The sequence below is a fragment of the Mobiluncus curtisii subsp. curtisii ATCC 35241 genome, assembly GCF_000146285.1.
Classification (GTDB): Bacteria; Actinomycetota; Actinomycetes; order Actinomycetales; family Actinomycetaceae; genus Mobiluncus; species Mobiluncus curtisii.
On sequence record NZ_GL385912.1, the window covers coordinates 263,626 to 278,549 of the forward strand.

Genomic DNA, 14,924 nt, shown 5'->3' on the forward strand with positions numbered 1-14,924 from the left:
CCTCATGAGTGGACTCGATTTGATTTTCTCGTTAGATACTTTAGTATATATGAAGTCATTGTGATGGTTGTTTATCAGACTTTCGCAAAGAACGCCCTGGTAGCCCAACTGGTAGAGGCGGTCGGCTCAAACCCGGCTTGTTAAGGGTTCGAATCCCTTCCGGGGTACTACACGTTTCGTTGCAGTACCAACAAAAAACATGCTATTGTGATTTGAAAATGGGTCGCAGGGGATACCCAGGGGATAAGAAAACAAAAACCAGTAGCCCTACTCACCGATAAGAGTGATTTCGTCGGGTTTTTGCGGCAGGACTTTTTTCACATAAGAGTCAATAGCTTCATGCATGCTGACCTGCTCACCGCGATTTTCCGAGAGATACCAACGGTGATCCAGAATCTCGTGAAACACCTGCGCCGGTTCCAGCTTAGACAGCAGTTCCTCGGGAAGAGCCGCCAAAATAGGTTCGTAGACTTTAGTCATCCAGCGGTGCGCCACCACATCATCAGGGACATTCTCGAGATGATTAAGCACCCGGAAGGTCTTCATATCGTTGATCATGCGCCGCCCCTGATTTTCCTGGACATCCAAGCCGGTCAAACGCATCACTTGACGGTGATAGTGTCCAGAGTCCACCACCTTGGGCTGAATCAGCAGTTGGCGTCCCCCCTCCGCGGTACCCGTCTTCATCTTTAGCTCCCCCACGTCGAAGCCCAGATTATTCAAACGCCGAATACGATCTTCGATACGCCAAGTTTCATCCGCGTTGAATGTCTCTACAGAAGTCAGTTCATCCCACAGGGTGTCGTAGCGGTCTTGGAGCAAGTTGCCTATCTCGACAGTGTCGGCAGTTTCGTCAAGAGTTCCGGCGGCCTGCAAATCCATCAGCTCGCCAATAATATTTACCCGAGCAATTTCTACGTCATAGGAACGCTGCCCGTAAGTCAAACCCTCCGGGTGCAGCTCCCCGGTTTCCGCGTCGACCAGATAAGCAGCAAATGCGCCAGCATCCCGTCGAAATAACGTGTTAGAAAGCGAGACGTCTCCCCAATAGAACCCCAACAGATGCAGTCTGACCAGCAGCACCGCCAAAGAATCAATGAGGCGAGTAGCAGTATCAGGGCTCATATTGGCGTTAAACAAAGTTCGATACGGCAGGGAGAAAGGCAGGTGATAGGTTACCAGAGCACTGTTGAGCTCTTCCCCTGTAGCATCAGTACGGTGAGTAACGTGAGCCAGCGGCTCTACCACCGGTTGCTCCAAACGCACCAGGTCACGCAACAGGGAATACTCGTGGCGCGCCTTTTCCTCCGAAATTTCTTTTACCGCTATGAGCCGCGGTCCGAGATTCACGAAACGCACAATGTGGCGTGAAATCCCGTGCGGAAAGGAGGCGATATAGCGCTCAGGCCATTCTTCCAAGGGCAATTCCCAAGGCAAATCCAGTAAAGCGGGTTCCGCGGTGGCCGCGGTCACTGAGAACGTCACTCCCCTAGTGTAAGCTAAGACGATAATTAATTATCGATTAGTTGGTGAAACATTTGTGAGAGGAAGTTTTTATGAGCCGGAAAATCGGGTTTGACCACGAGTTATACATCAAAATGCAGTCTCAACATATCGCGGAGCGTCGCAAAGAAATCGGGGGACGTCTCTACCTGGAAATGGGGGGCAAGCTCTATGACGATATGCACGCCTCCAGAGTCCTGCCGGGGTTCACTCCTGATAACAAAATTTCGATGCTGCGTCAGTTAAAGGACGAGATTGAGATTTTGGTCTGCGTCAGCGCCTTGGACTTGCAGCGGCAAAAGCGACGCGCCGATTTGGACATTACTTACGAAGAAGACGTGTTGCGACTGATAGACGTGTTCCGCGAAGGCGGTTTCTTGGTCGAGAACGTGGTGATGACCCAACTTGCAGACGACAACGCCCTGGCTTTTGCATTCAAAGAACGCCTGGAACGACTGGGGCTGAAAGTCGCGAGACACCGCATTATCGAGGGCTATCCCTCAAATACGAAACTGGTGCTGTCCGAGGACGGCTTCGGTCGTAACGACTACGTAGAAGTCAGCCGTGGCCTCATCGTAGTTACCGCTCCCGGTCCTGGTTCCGGCAAACTGGCAACCTGCCTGTCTCAGGTCTATCATGACAATAAACGCGGCATTGAAGCAGGTTACGCCAAGTTTGAGACCTTCCCCATCTGGAACCTGCCCCTGGAACATCCCGTGAATTTGGCTTACCAAGCCGCAACCGCGGATTTGGAAGACATCAACCTCATCGACCCTTACCATTTGGCGGCACATGGAGTACAGGTCACCAGCTACAACCGCGATACTGAAACGTTCCCGCTGCTGAAAACCATGCTGGAGCAGCTCACCGGGAAATCCCCCTATCAAAGCCCCACAGACATGGGTGTCAATATGGCAGGTTATTGCATCAGCGATGACGAAGTTTGCCAAGAAGCCTCCCGTCAAGAAATTATCCGCCGCTACTATAAGGCTTTGGTTGAAGAGGCTCGAGACGGTCGCGATGCTGAGGAATCCAACCGGATTGCGGTGCTAATGGCAAAAGCGGGCATCTCCACTTGGGAACGTCGCGTAGTGGGAGCTGCCCTGGAAGTCGAAGCCGCCACTAATCAGCCTGGCAGCGCTATTGAACTCCACGACGGCACGATTATCACCGGCAAGACCTCCCCTCTGCTGGGTTGCTCCGCTGCCATGCTGCTGAACGCACTGAAGTACCTGGCAAACATTAATCCGGAGATGGACTTGCTGTCCCGCGAGTCAATTGAGCCGATTCAAACCCTCAAAACCCAACATTTGGGTTCGCACAACCCACGCCTGCATACCGATGAAGTGCTGATTGCCCTTTCCGTTTCCGCGGGAACTTCCGCAGAAGCGCGCGCCGCGCTGGGAATGCTCAAGGAATTGGAGGGCACGAACGTACACACGACCACTATCCTGGGGTCAGTGGATGAAGGAATATTTAGAAACCTTGGAATCCAAGTCACTTCGGAACCGAAGTTCCAGCGCAAGCGCCTGTACCGCAAACGCTAAACCTCTCGAACTGCGGCGCGCCGAGTAATACGTTCCGTTTTCCGGGTGAGTCCCCGCGGACTCACCCGGAAAACAGGACTTCATGGTTAGATGAGTTTAGAACTCGGTGATAACTGAACGGATTACCTCGCCGCGCATGAGCTGTTCGTAAGCTTCGGTAATCTGGTCCAAGCGGATGCGCTGGGTGACGATGTCGTGCATATTGAGCCGACCGTCCACTGCCAGGTCCGCATAGTAGGGAATATCGTGCTTCGGATTTGTCGCCCCCATCCACACGCCTTTGAAGCCGCGCTGCATAAATAGCAGGTTGATGGGGTCAATCTCTAAGGAAATCGTGGCATCCGGTTTCGCCAAACCGATACAGTAGGCGGTCCCACCCTGAGCCAGCATATCCCAGCACTGTTTCATAGTTTCCGTAAACCCGATGGCTTCGAAGGACTTGTCTACCCCACCGCCGGTGATGCGGCGCACAGCCTCGACTGGATCTTCTTTCTTAGCGTTGACCACATGGGTGGCGCCGAACTTCTTGGCGAATTCGAGCTTGTTGTCGAACACGTCAATAGCGATGATGGTCCGCGCGCCACACACCCGTGCCCCGGAGATTACGTTCAGTCCAATGCCTCCGGTGCCGATGACCGCGACCAAATCCCCCGGCTGCACTTTCGCCGAGTTCTTTGCCGCTCCGAATCCGGTGATGGTAGCGCATCCGATGCAAGCGGCCTCAGCCATATCTACCTGATTATTCACGACCGCCAACTGATTTTGGTGAATCAGAGACTTAGAAGCGAAACCGCCAATCCCCAGCGCTTGGGTAATCGGGCGCCCATCGGGGAACTGCAGACGCGGTGGCTCCCCCGGCTGGCGTACGCATTCTTCCTGATGACGGCAGGAATGTGCTTTTCCTCCCATGCATTTATCGCAATGTCCGCAAATTTGCTCCAGGGTGGCCACCACGTGGTCTCCCGGTTTAATTCCCACAACTTCCGGACCGACAGCCTCTACCGTGCCGGCGACCTCGTGGCCCAGAACAGCCGGGAATTCAAACATTTTGTCGTCGTCTTCCACCAGGTGCAAATCCGAGTGGCACAGACCGGAAGCCTCGATATTGACCAGCACTTCGGCTTTGATGGGATCATCGAGGATGAGTTCTTCGGGCTTAGAAAACCCTTTACCAACGCCATACGCGATGGAGGCGCGAATTTTTTGAGGCATGACTTTCTCCTTTGATAGTCCGTTGGGTACTGGATTAGAATCTCCAACCTTATGCTCAATTATTTCGTCTCTCTGCCTTTTCACAAGGGACCGGGGTCCCTCTTTCATAAACTATTTCATTTATTTTTCCGCGAGCAAGGATTGCTTTACTTAATGTTTCCGCTTTTGCGCCGCTGTGTTAGCGCACCAGAGCCAGCTCGGACCAGTGCGTCGTGCCGCGGTTAGACAGCATCTCTCGCTTCATGGTCCAGTCCGGGGCAGCTTTCAGTCCTGCCAGCCCCAGCCCTACAGAGCCCTCCCCTACCGCCGCGTTAACTCGGTCAATAATTTTTCCCCGGCGTCGTGATTCCGGGTCCGGAGCAAAAATGGGCAACGGCTCTTGCGGATCAGGTTTACCCAAGTCTGTCAGACAGATGCCTGCCCGCACGTAATCTGCTCGTGGATCGACCTGTCCCAGCAGGACCTTTGCGGCTGCTTTCAGGACTGTCACCGGGTCATCGGTACGCGGGTGTAGTGGAGCCATCGCGCTAATCCGCGAAAACGGCTCCTTGTACCAGGCGGTAGAGGCAAAAGCCCACAGAGCCCCAGCGGTCATCTGTTGGCGGCGCAGACGGTGCGTCACATTTTGGGAATAGATGGACAGGACCTGATAAGCCTGCGTAACCCCACGCACTGGCGTAGAAAATGAACGTGAATACATGACTTGGTGAGTGCGCACCGCATCTCGCTCAATAATCTCGATGCAGGGCACCCCATTGAGCTCCAACACGGTTTGCTGCAGATTCACGTTGAAACGGCGGCGAATTTCGCCGGGGTTGGCTCTCTGTAATTGCAACGCATCTGTAATCCCCAGAGCCTCCAGGCGGTTTTTCAGGCGTCGCCCTATTCCCCATAAATCACCAATCTCAGTACCGCGTAGAATCCTGTCGTGTTGAGCCGGGGTATAAGCATCCCAGCTGGCTACCCCGCCCAAGGCCGGGGTATGTTTGGCACCGTGGGAAGCGAGTTTTGCCAAAGTCCGGGTCGGGGCGATTCCGACTGAAACCGGCACCCCCAGGTCGTGCAGGATTCGGGATCGTAAGCTGCGGGCTATGCCCACGAACTCCGTGGGTCTGCCGTATAGCGTCAGGAATGCCTCGTCTATGGAATAGACCTCTACCGAGGCGGAGAACTGACGCAAGATTTCCATAATTCGCGCCGAGATAGAGCCGTAAAGTTCGTAGTTACTGGACCGCGCCACGACGCCGCATGCCTCAGCCCGCGCCCTAATTTGAAACCAAGGCATACCCATCTTGATGCCTAATGCTTTCGCTTCTCGTGAGCGCGCCACCACGCAGCCATCATTGTTAGACAACACCACTACCGGACGCCCGAAAAGCTCCGGATGAAAAATCCGTTCGCAACTGGCAAAGCAAGAATCTACGTCTACTAAGGCAAACCGATGCACCAGCCCGCTCTGGTCTTTGCATCCCTCACGGGCGTTTACCTCGCAGCGGGAGGTCTGTTCGGGTTCGTGGCAGCCCTCCGGATTTAGAGTCGGTGCAGACATCGCGTCACCACCCCCCAAATTTGTAATTCGGAGGGGTGCAGTATGGGGTAGGTAGGATTAGCGGGATGCAGTTCCGGTCCGTGAGTTCCAAAGTGCAGGCGTTTCACCGTCATTTCACCGTCAATGATGGCAATAACGACGTTGCCTTCACTTGCTTCTAGAGAACGGTCCACAATGAGTTCGTCCCCGTCGCTGATGCCTGCATTAATCATAGAATCCCCCGCGACCCGTACCAGGAAAGTCGCCGGTCGATTGCGGATGAGATGTTCGTTCAAATCAATGTCGCGGTCAAAGTAATCCTGAGACGGTGAAGGCCATCCTGCCGGCGCCAAATCCGGCGCAAGAGGAAGTCCGTTAGGTAGCTCTGACTGCACTAGCGCGTAGGGGCGCCACGATTTTACAGACCACACAGTATCGAACATATGTTCGAGTCTAGCATGTTTTATTCCGTTTGGTTAGCACACTAAAAATTCGCGGCAAGCCGGGGGCTTGCCGCGAATTTACGTCAAAATGCCCTAGCTGTTAAGCAGCTGTCGTCACCAAATCCAACCCTAAGAAATCTAGGGCACGGACTCGACGAGCACCGCCCTCGTTCAAATCACGCAGAGCCGACTCAATCATCGGATCGTGACGGTAAGCGTCAAACCAGGGACGCACCACTTCTGACAAAATCGACCGAGGCGACAAGTTAAGAGCTTGGCGGTCAGAGTTACGGTCAAAAAGAGACCATGTGAGATGATGTATAGATTCATTGATATTCATTTTGTTTTACCTTCTTCCTCTTCATCCTCTGAGGGGCGGACGCATCGGTTGCGCCGGTAACCCCTCGCAGTAAAAACCCCTAGGAATTACTGCTTAGCTATTCATTGTACCGCATCATCCGTAAAATTGCTGCTTAAATCGGGTCGTTGTCCGAAATAAATTTATTTTTCGGGGTCTTTTTCAGTACTGGCAGTCATTTTTGGCTCAGATTTAGACTCGGGCTCAAAAGGGGATTTTTCTCGGTTAAGCTCGATGGATTGCGTTTCCGGGCAATCCGGGGCGGAGTGGGTCACCTCGGTCAGAACAGGAGGAAGTTTCCGGTAACGAGCCACCCCAAATACAGCTAGCCCCGCAACGGCAATAACACCGGCAACGACTTGGAACCAGCGGACTCCCCCAGCAACCGTGTACTGGTAGTCGATACGCACAAACTCCAGGAAAAATCGCCCCAGACTGTACAGGAACAGGTACAGACCAATGATTTCCCACGCGCAGAGGCGTCCCCAAGATTGATTGGTCGGGGGACACAAATCCGCCTGTTGCACAAACTCGGAATTATGGGAACGCTTACGGAGTTTTTCATACAGCAGCAGGATGCCCATGGCGAAAAGGTTCCAGATAATTTCATAGAGAAAAGTTGGGTGGAACAGGGTGCCTGGTGCCGTGTTTGCGGGAGCCATCTGGGGACTAATCTCTAGCCCCCAGGGCAAGGTCGTGGCTCTGCCATAGACTTCCTGATTAAAGTAGTTACCCAAGCGTCCCAGAGCTTGAGCCGCTAGCATCGCGGGCGCCAGAGCATCCAGGAACACTCCTACGGGCTGTCGCTTGACGCGGAGGAAACACACGATGGCGAGGAATCCGCCGATGATACCGCCATAGATAGCCAAGCCGCCTTGCCAGATAGCAAATGGTTTCCACCACGGGATACCCGGACCAAAGTAATCGCCAGGATAGGAAAACACTGCCATAGCCCGCGCCCCAGCGATACCCAGCAAGCAAATCCAGACCCCAATGTCGCCCACCAGCTCCGGATTGCCTCCGCGGGCTTGGTAACGCTTGGAGGTCCAGAAAATCGCCAGCGCCATGCCCAAAATAATCCAAAAGGCATACCAGCGAACCGTGAGCGGTCCCAAGCTGAACAAAATCGGCGAAGGCGGAGAGGGAATGCTGGTGCGGACAGCAGAAAGCAGACCGTGATATGTAGACAAAACCGCTAACGCAGGGGTAAAACTCAGGGAAAACATTACTCGTGACCTTCAGTGTTATGGCGATACCGGGATGCCCGATCGGGACGCAAAGCAGGATGCTGCGCTGCAGAAGTCATCTTGCGCAACAGATTCACCGGGTCAGGGGAACGCACCAGCGCTTCACCGACCAAGATGGCATCAGCCCCGACCCGAGCATAATCAAAGACTTCCTGTGGACCATGCACCCCAGATTCCGCAACCACGGTGATGTCGGGAGGAATGACGTCAATAGTTTGCTCGCACATGGAGCGATCTACCGCGCCCGTTTCTCGGTTCCGAGCGTTGATACCAATGAGACGCGCCCCGGCCGAAATAGCCTGCCGCGCCTCCAAACGAGAATGACACTCTACCAAAGCGCACATTCCCAACGAATGTGTCCGTTCCACCAACGATTCCAATACTATCGGTTCCAGCAAAGCCACCATCAGCAGCACCATATCCGCGCCCATCGCCCGCGACTCGTGAATCTGATAGGGAGTGACCACATATTCCTTGCGCAGCAGCGGCACGTCCAGAGCCTGACGGACCTGTACAAAGTCCTCTGTCGTCCCCAGGTAGTTAGGATGATCCGTCACCACAGAAACCGCTACTGCCCCGCCTTCGATGTATTCCCTGGCTAATTCCACCGGATCTTCAATGGGATTGAGAAAACCAGCGGTCGGAGTTTGCCGTTTGATTTCCCCCATGATGGCGACAAAACCGGGACGGGAGTGCAGCACCGCCAAGCCGTCTTTTGGGCTGGGAGCGTGACGAGCCTGCTCTTTGACGAGTTCCAAAGGCACTGTGGCCTCGCGCAGGGCAACCCCAGCTTTGGCTTGACGGTAAAACTCCTCATAAGTCAGCATCAATAACCCGCCGTCTCCGTCGCCCCGTCGGGGGGCTTGCACCAGGGTTCTGAGGTCGCCACATCTGCGTCCACTCGCGCCGGCGCGATGACTCCTCCAGCATCAAAACAAGACCGGGTACCGGTGTGGCAGGCGGCACCTACCTGTTTCACCTGCAGCAGCAGCGCGTCTCCGTCGCAGTCCATCTCGATTCGGCGCAGGAACTGAACATGACCGGATGTGTCACCTTTACGCCAATAGACTTGCCGGCTGCGCGACCAGAAAGTGACCCGCCCTTCGCGCAGAGTGCGCGCCAAAGCCTCATCGTTCATGTAACCGACCATGAGCACGCGTTTCGTGTCAAAATCTTGAATTACCGCAGCAAACAGCCCCTGGGCGTCGCGTTTCAGACGCTGGGACACATCATCGGGTAATTCGGTCACGGAATTATATTGCCAGCAGACGTGATATTTACCCAAATCGCTGAGAGCAAAATAAATTGCCTAAACGCACAAGCCTGTTCCCGGTCAGGCGATAAGGTCGCGAAGTCCGCACGCCGTGCTGTAAAAACTAGCGAACCGGGAACCCTGCCGCGCTTAAAGCCGCCTTAACTTCCGGCACTGAAATTTCCCCAAAGTGAAAGACGGAAGCCCCCAAGACCGCATCCGCCCCGGCTTGTGCAGCTGCCACGAAATGTTCGACGCGACCTGCACCCCCGGAAGCAATGAGGGGAACGGGACAAACCGGACGAACCGCCTGTAGCATCTCAATGTCGAAGCCGGACTTGGTGCCGTCAGCGTCCATCGAGTTCAACAGCACTTCCCCAGCACCGTGTTCGCAGGCCTGATTAATCCATTCCAAAAGGTCAATACCGGTAGATTGTTTGCCTCCATGTGTGGTGACTTCATAGCCCGAAGGAGTGCGTACCTCGCCCTGCACTCGCCTGGCATCCGCCGACAGCACCAACACTTGCACTCCGAAGCGCGACGCAATCTCGGTGATGAGTTCCGGGCGAGCAATCGCGGCGGTGTTGATACTGACCTTATCGGCACCGGATTTCAGCAAACGTTCCACGTCCGCAACGCTGCGCACCCCACCACCGACCGTCAGGGGTACAAAAATCTCACGAGCGCACTGCTGCACGACTTCTGCCATCGTCGCCCGCCCCTCCACGGAGGCAGACACGTCCAGGAACGTTATTTCGTCCGCCCCAGCTGCGCAGTAACTCGCCGCCAGTTCGACAGGATCTCCCGCATCGCGCAAGTTTTCAAAATTGACCCCTTTGACTACGCGACCCGCATTTACATCCAAACAGGGAATCACTCGCACTGTCAGAGTGTCATCAGCGTAACGGTTCGACATTTGTCACCTCAAGATTCTTTCGTCATTTCGGGATTATCCCAGGCCGCCAAAATATCTATAACCAAGATAGTTGCCTGGTTCCCGGAGCCTTCGGCAGGAGGCACTTCCAGCAGCATCCGAGAGCCAATCTTGCGGTCCACAATGCCGCGCGCTGCCCCCTGCTGCACTTTATCATCGAGTTTTAACTTCACCGGTTCAGACCAGTGATCTTTCAGCAGTGCGGGCGGATTCGAGTAGGAAAATTCCTGATATTTCACCAGTACCGTCTGACCGGGAGCCACTGTCGCCCCCGAACCAGTAATCAGAGGATAGAAACGAAAATCACCGCTGAAGTCCGAGACGATGCTGGGGCGAACTTGCCCCTGGTCTTCGGTAACGGTTACCCCCGCCTCGGGCGGTAGTGGCTTCATCTGGGCATTCAGGGAGGTAGGAATAATATCTATAACCCCGATTTCCATGGTGGACGTGCCCTGTTTCTCGACAGGCTGTTTCAACAGGTAGCGTGACCCTTCGGTGGCACCCCGCACCGCGTGATACAGTTCCGTACCGAAGACCTTGGCAGAAAGCGGACCTACCAACACGGATTCATCACCAGGGGTGGATTCCAGTTTCCCGGTCATTCCCGAAAAGACCGTCACCCGCAACGCGACCATGGTATTGTCTTGAATCTTTTGCCCGTCGCCTTTTATCAGACGTTCAGTAGAGCTTCGTTCCAGAGGAATGGGCTCAGACAGGGTCAGCACGGGTTGCGCCCCGATCGCGCCCAAGACTTCAATCTTTGATTTCGCGGGGTCGCTGACAGCCACGGCGCTGCGATACCACATAATCAAAAGTGCTAAGGCAACAGTGAGCGCCAAGAGAATTCCTAAAGTGAGGGCAATCGGGACGACCTTCGTCTTTGCTAATGGTTTCGGTCTCCGAGGTAGAGACGCCGCACGTCGCAATTTCGCCGCCCGACGGGGGCTGTGAACCTTTGGCTTTACCGGCTCAACGAAAGCCCGATTTTGCACGTCTTCACGTCGCAAACTGACCGTAGGCACCATTTCGGGAGGAAGACTCAGGATTGCTTCTGGTACCGGAGCTTCTGTGGGTACAGATACTTCGACGGGGGCATCCTCGATAACTGAATCCGGGATTGGAGACACTTCCGTATCGCTCGAGGTAACGTCGAGATTGGCGGGTTCCGTCCACGGGATGTAATCCATTTGGTTCGGAATTGGGGCGGGCGTTTGCCCCGGTTGTTGTGCCGCCACGCGGGTGGAACGACGCGGTAACACGGCAGGCATTGCCGGCGGAGTGAGGGGTATCGATACCACCTGTTCTTCTGGGGGCACAAGGGCGGGGGGCGGAGTTTCGACAGGCGGTGCCGGGGCTGCGGCGGGGGGCAGTTCCTGACCGGACGGGGATGTTTGACGAAGTTGCGAGTCTGCTTTCCGGGTCATTTCCTGGAAAGCTTCTAAGTCCTCGAAGCCGTTGGCTTTTAACCAAGACGTCAGCAGATCTTTGGCACCCTCCGTTATCGGCTGGGTCGCGGCAGAGGACTTTTGCTCGGCATCCTCCGCCATCATTCGGGCACGCCGACGCGGCGAAAGGTTCGGGTCTACCTCACGCCTAACGTAAGTTCCTGCATCAACCGGACCTGCGGCCCGGTGCGAGGAACGCCGGGGGCTTTCTTCGCTCAAACTTCCTCCATTGTTTTCATAAGCATATCGACTTCTGGGCTGGTAACTGCAAAGGGGTCGCTGAGTGTCACGGTTCCCAATCCTGATTCCGGCAGACGTAGATGAGTCCAGTCCACTTGCAAATCTGCCCGGTGTTCCCGCGCCGCTGTAATCAATGCGCCGCGCACCTTGGCGCGAGTGTTTTGCGGAGGTACCGTTTTCGCAGCCTCAACCGCGTTCGGGCAGGTCAACCGAGTTGCTAAGCCGCGCTGATCCAAGCGAAGCCCTCCGGGGGTGATGTCGTGATAAGCCAGATCCAAACGTGCCATTTTGGAGTCAGACCATTCCAAATCGTGACGTTGACGCAGACCATTCAGTAACGAAAATTTTGTCGCCCAATCCAAATGCCCCGTTAAAGCGTCCAAATCTTGATTCCGTAGCGCCGTCAACCATTGCCCCCAATGCGCCAAAACTTCGCGATAGTCCGCACCCATCTCAGCCCCGGAAAACACTTCTGAGAGACGGTCGCGGAAAGTTTCTTGCATATCCAGTGCACTCCAGAGTCGTCCATCCGTCAGTTCCACCCGAATCTGCCCCCCAAAATTTGTGACATCCGAGGTGATGTCGCGTAACGCGACGATGGGTGAGGTCAGAGAGAGGTCAGAAAAATCCACCCCCGCCTCCAGGGCTGCCAGCAACAGGTTCATCGTCGCGATTTTGAAACGTGTCGGAGGCTCTAAAACGTTGGAATCACCCACAATGACGTGCAAACGACGATACCGTTTCGGGTCCGCGTGGGGTTCGTCGCGTGTGTTCACCAACGGGCGAGTGGAAGTGGTGGCGGCGGACACGGCGTCATCTATCTGGAAAGCCCGCTGTGAGAAGCAATAGCGGGTTTTCCCTTGAATCCGCAGCAGGGCACCAGCCCCGGTGATGACTTGACGGGTCACTAAGAAAGAGACGAGAGCATCGACCAGGGAACGAAACTTCCCATCTCGGTACAGCAGATAGTTTTCGTGGCAGCCGCACGAGTGACCCGCCGCATCCAAGTTGTTTTTAAACAGGTGTACCTGGGTTTTCGTGCCAGTTTGGGCGCTCAGACGATTGCTGGCCCCAGCCGCCATATCCGCCAGGATTTCCACCCCGGCGCGGTCTTGGTTGAGCACATCGTCTAGGCTCAAGCATTCCGCTGTGGCGTATTCGGGATGGGATCCGACATCGAGATAGAGCCGTGCCCCGTTGGGAAGGAACACTGAAGTGCTTTGGTTGCGGGCGAGGAGGTCACGAAACAACACCCGTCCAGCCGTGTCCGCATCCGCCACCGGCTTTCCTCCCGACACCGCCGCGGCAAGAATGCCATATTCCGTCTCGATACCGAAAATGCGGCGCGGCAAGCAGTCCAGGTGAGCGTTTCGCGCCAAGGTTCACTCGCCGCCTTTTTGCACGAACCCTTGCACGAAGGTCCCCGCATCCTCGGCAACCAGGTCCTCGATTTCGTCAAGCAGGTCGTCCAGTCCTGCGGGTTCTTGAATCTGACCGTGTCCAACAGGAAACGCACTCGAGTCAGGTGAGGTGGGGGTTGCCGGATAATTTGTCTGGTCTTGTTTCATAACATTCTCCATTGTGCCACTTCATCTCCACCTTTAGGGTAAGCATAGCCTGTGCAATCACGAAGTTAACGCCTGATTAGAGAACGGATCACGCAGGTAAATCCGCTGCAGCCGATCCCGCCCGACACGAACCACCAAAGCTGTCCAACTAGCTGCAACCAAGTCTTTTCGGTGGGCTACTGCCTCTCCACGGACTTTCGCGCGTGTGCCGGCAGGGGGCTGGGTGGCAGCCAAATTAATATCCGTAGCGGGCGCGACCTCCTCAACGTGACCTTTCGCTCGCAACTTATCGACCGGGGACAAGCCGGGTCGCAAATCAGCCCATTGAATGTCCAGAGCAGCCAATTTTTCACTGGACCAGCCACCGGGAATTCGCCGACTCAATGCCTGGAAAATCGTACGTTTCGCCACCCATTCGACCCGCCGCGCCGCCGCTACAGGATCCTCGCGCAGTATCCGTACGGTATCTACCCAGGTCAGTGCATCAGTGAGCGCATCCGCTAACAGAACGTCCCGGTCTTGGGAATGCAAGAAATCTGCCACTGTGTTTGCCGCAACCCACTGCCACTCCAACGCGCTGCGCTCTGTCCCGTCGGCACACTGCAAGGTCGTCTGAAAATCAATGTCGTGGGACACCTGCCACCCGGCTGCTACCGGGTCGCACTCTAGAAACAATCCCTCTACCGGCGGAGCCTTGTGACTAATCTTCCAAGCCGTTTCCACAGCTGCCAGCCACGCCCGGCTCGCGGCAACTTTAGCCAAGATAGAGCCGGGGAACCGATTCGCATCGCCGTTGATGACGTGCAGACGGCGCCACTTTGAACCGGCATGAGATTCGTCACGAGTATTGACGATGGGTCGGTTGAACGTGGTTTGCAAACCAACCAAATCGCCTACAAAATCTGCACGTTGCGACATCTGGAAACCGCAAGTTTCACTGTTCTTTCCGATACCGACCCGACCGGCACCGCAAATCACCGGTCGCGTCACCAAAAATGGCACCAAACAATCGCGCAGCAGCGGAAACGGAACTTCCCGAGCCAACAGGTAGTTCTCATGTGAACCGTAAGACCACCCTTTGGAATCAGTGTTGTTCTTGTACAGCACGATCGGTGAACCATAGCTGGAGGCAACGCTCATGGCTCGTCGGGCCACATATTCCCCCGCTACGTCCCACACCACCGCATCGCGGGCGGTCAAAACTTCGGGAGTGGAGTACTCGGGGTGAGCATGGTCAACATAGAAACGTCCTCCATTGGTTAACACCACATTCGTCAGCATGGGAGAGGATTGACCCACCAACTCTTGCACTGAAAACGTGTCCTCCGCAGCAGTCTCCACACCTGGAGATGCCGGGGCAAACCGCTGGGGGTCATCAGTCAACATGGTCGGGTCAGCACTGGCGCGGTCCAGTCGCGTGCCTCGTAAATCTTGGAGGGGATCCTCCCCTTCCCAGTCCCAGCCAATCGCTTGCCCATCCGGACGCAAACTCGCCTGCCAGGAACGCACAGCTTGTGCCGCCACCACGGACAGGCTCTCAGGACTATGCCGGAAGTCGGGTTGAGTGTAAACTTCCGAATCCGGGTCAATCGCTATGCCATACTCGGTTTCGATTCCTACCACGCGTTGATTTGTCACAAGTCCAGC

14 protein-coding genes and 1 tRNA gene are annotated in these 14,924 nt (G+C 55.3%); 2 read left to right on the forward strand and 13 right to left on the reverse strand.

The window, feature by feature from the left end:
* Positions 1-93: 93 nt before the first annotated feature.
* Positions 94-167: transfer RNA gene (locus tag HMPREF0574_RS01170), tRNA-Leu, on the forward strand.
* 100 nt (positions 168-267) lie between these two features.
* Here the strand turns inward: HMPREF0574_RS01170 and HMPREF0574_RS01175 are convergent.
* Entirely contained in the window at positions 268-1,485 is a 1,218-nt protein-coding gene (locus HMPREF0574_RS01175; RefSeq protein WP_036324203.1) for a DUF4032 domain-containing protein, read from the reverse strand.
* Between the two features lie 71 nt (positions 1,486-1,556).
* On the opposite strand from HMPREF0574_RS01175, the gene HMPREF0574_RS01180 reads away from it, so the two are divergent.
* Positions 1,557-3,050 (forward strand): DUF1846 domain-containing protein, encoded by a 1,494-nt coding sequence (locus HMPREF0574_RS01180; protein WP_004006837.1) that lies wholly within the window; start codon positions 1,557-1,559, stop codon positions 3,048-3,050.
* A 96-nt stretch (positions 3,051-3,146) separates the two neighbouring features.
* On the opposite strand, the gene HMPREF0574_RS01185 is transcribed toward HMPREF0574_RS01180, so the two are convergent.
* The 12 genes from HMPREF0574_RS01185 to HMPREF0574_RS01240 form a co-directional block, all read right to left on the reverse strand.
* The gene (locus HMPREF0574_RS01185; protein ID WP_236585883.1) at positions 3,147-4,262 is read right to left on the reverse strand and encodes a zinc-binding dehydrogenase; all 1,116 of its coding nucleotides are present in this window, start codon (positions 4,260-4,262) and stop codon (positions 3,147-3,149) included.
* Positions 4,263-4,440: 178 nt separating this feature from the next.
* Complete coding sequence (locus HMPREF0574_RS01190; protein ID WP_004006839.1) at positions 4,441-5,811, reverse strand: Y-family DNA polymerase; 1,371 nt, start codon at positions 5,809-5,811, stop codon at positions 4,441-4,443.
* A complete protein-coding gene (locus HMPREF0574_RS01195; protein ID WP_004006840.1) occupies positions 5,793-6,233 on the reverse strand; it encodes a LexA family protein in 441 nt (146 codons plus the stop codon). Before HMPREF0574_RS01195 ends, HMPREF0574_RS01190 begins: the two co-directional genes overlap by 19 nt.
* Before the next feature lie 100 nt (positions 6,234-6,333).
* A complete protein-coding gene (locus tag HMPREF0574_RS01200; RefSeq protein WP_036324816.1) occupies positions 6,334-6,573 on the reverse strand; it encodes a hypothetical protein in 240 nt (79 codons plus the stop codon).
* A gap of 161 nt (positions 6,574-6,734) precedes the next feature.
* Positions 6,735-7,817, reverse strand: coding sequence for a prolipoprotein diacylglyceryl transferase (gene lgt, locus HMPREF0574_RS01205; RefSeq protein ID WP_004006842.1), 1,083 nt, complete (start codon positions 7,815-7,817; stop codon positions 6,735-6,737).
* The gene (locus HMPREF0574_RS01210; RefSeq protein ID WP_013189533.1) at positions 7,817-8,665 is read right to left on the reverse strand and encodes an indole-3-glycerol phosphate synthase TrpC; all 849 of its coding nucleotides are present in this window, start codon (positions 8,663-8,665) and stop codon (positions 7,817-7,819) included. Before HMPREF0574_RS01210 ends, lgt begins: the two co-directional genes overlap by 1 nt.
* Positions 8,665-9,087 carry a phosphoribosyl-AMP cyclohydrolase gene (hisI, locus tag HMPREF0574_RS01215; protein ID WP_004006844.1) on the reverse strand — a complete coding sequence of 141 codons (423 nt, stop codon included), beginning with the start codon at positions 9,085-9,087 and terminating at the stop codon, positions 8,665-8,667. The genes HMPREF0574_RS01210 and hisI overlap by 1 nt, the downstream gene beginning before the upstream one ends.
* A gap of 127 nt (positions 9,088-9,214) precedes the next feature.
* Positions 9,215-10,006 (reverse strand): imidazole glycerol phosphate synthase subunit HisF, encoded by a 792-nt coding sequence (gene hisF, locus HMPREF0574_RS01220; RefSeq protein WP_004006845.1) that lies wholly within the window; start codon positions 10,004-10,006, stop codon positions 9,215-9,217.
* A gap of 8 nt (positions 10,007-10,014) precedes the next feature.
* Entirely contained in the window at positions 10,015-11,688 is a 1,674-nt protein-coding gene (locus HMPREF0574_RS01225; protein WP_236585882.1) for an FKBP-type peptidyl-prolyl cis-trans isomerase, read from the reverse strand.
* A complete protein-coding gene (locus HMPREF0574_RS01230) occupies positions 11,685-13,088 on the reverse strand; it encodes a proteasome accessory factor PafA2 family protein (protein WP_004006847.1) in 1,404 nt (467 codons plus the stop codon). The genes HMPREF0574_RS01225 and HMPREF0574_RS01230 overlap by 4 nt, the downstream gene beginning before the upstream one ends.
* Before the next feature lie 3 nt (positions 13,089-13,091).
* Positions 13,092-13,289 (reverse strand): ubiquitin-like protein Pup, encoded by a 198-nt coding sequence (locus HMPREF0574_RS01235; protein ID WP_004006848.1) that lies wholly within the window; start codon positions 13,287-13,289, stop codon positions 13,092-13,094.
* 45 nt (positions 13,290-13,334) lie between these two features.
* Positions 13,335-14,915, reverse strand: coding sequence for a proteasome accessory factor PafA2 family protein (locus tag HMPREF0574_RS01240; protein ID WP_036324819.1), 1,581 nt, complete (start codon positions 14,913-14,915; stop codon positions 13,335-13,337).
* Between the last annotated feature and the right edge of the window lie 9 nt (positions 14,916-14,924).

Bases quoted from the DNA above. Each gene is read 5' to 3' on its own strand.
- HMPREF0574_RS01180 (WP_004006837.1), top strand. From the start codon at position 1,557: ATGAGCCGGAAAATCGGGTTTGACCACGAGTTATACATCAAAATGCAG.
- HMPREF0574_RS01185 (WP_236585883.1), bottom strand. From the start codon at position 4,262: ATGCCTCAAAAAATTCGCGCCTCCATCGCGTATGGCGTTGGTAAAGGG.
- HMPREF0574_RS01190 (WP_004006839.1), bottom strand. From the start codon at position 5,811: ATGTCTGCACCGACTCTAAATCCGGAGGGCTGCCACGAACCCGAACAG.
- HMPREF0574_RS01195 (WP_004006840.1), bottom strand. From the start codon at position 6,233: ATGTTCGATACTGTGTGGTCTGTAAAATCGTGGCGCCCCTACGCGCTA.
- HMPREF0574_RS01200 (WP_036324816.1), bottom strand. From the start codon at position 6,573: ATGAATATCAATGAATCTATACATCATCTCACATGGTCTCTTTTTGAC.
- lgt (WP_004006842.1), bottom strand. From the start codon at position 7,817: ATGTTTTCCCTGAGTTTTACCCCTGCGTTAGCGGTTTTGTCTACATAT.
- HMPREF0574_RS01210 (WP_013189533.1), bottom strand. From the start codon at position 8,665: ATGCTGACTTATGAGGAGTTTTACCGTCAAGCCAAAGCTGGGGTTGCC.
- hisF (WP_004006845.1), bottom strand. From the start codon at position 10,006: ATGTCGAACCGTTACGCTGATGACACTCTGACAGTGCGAGTGATTCCC.
- HMPREF0574_RS01235 (WP_004006848.1), bottom strand. From the start codon at position 13,289: ATGGAGAATGTTATGAAACAAGACCAGACAAATTATCCGGCAACCCCC.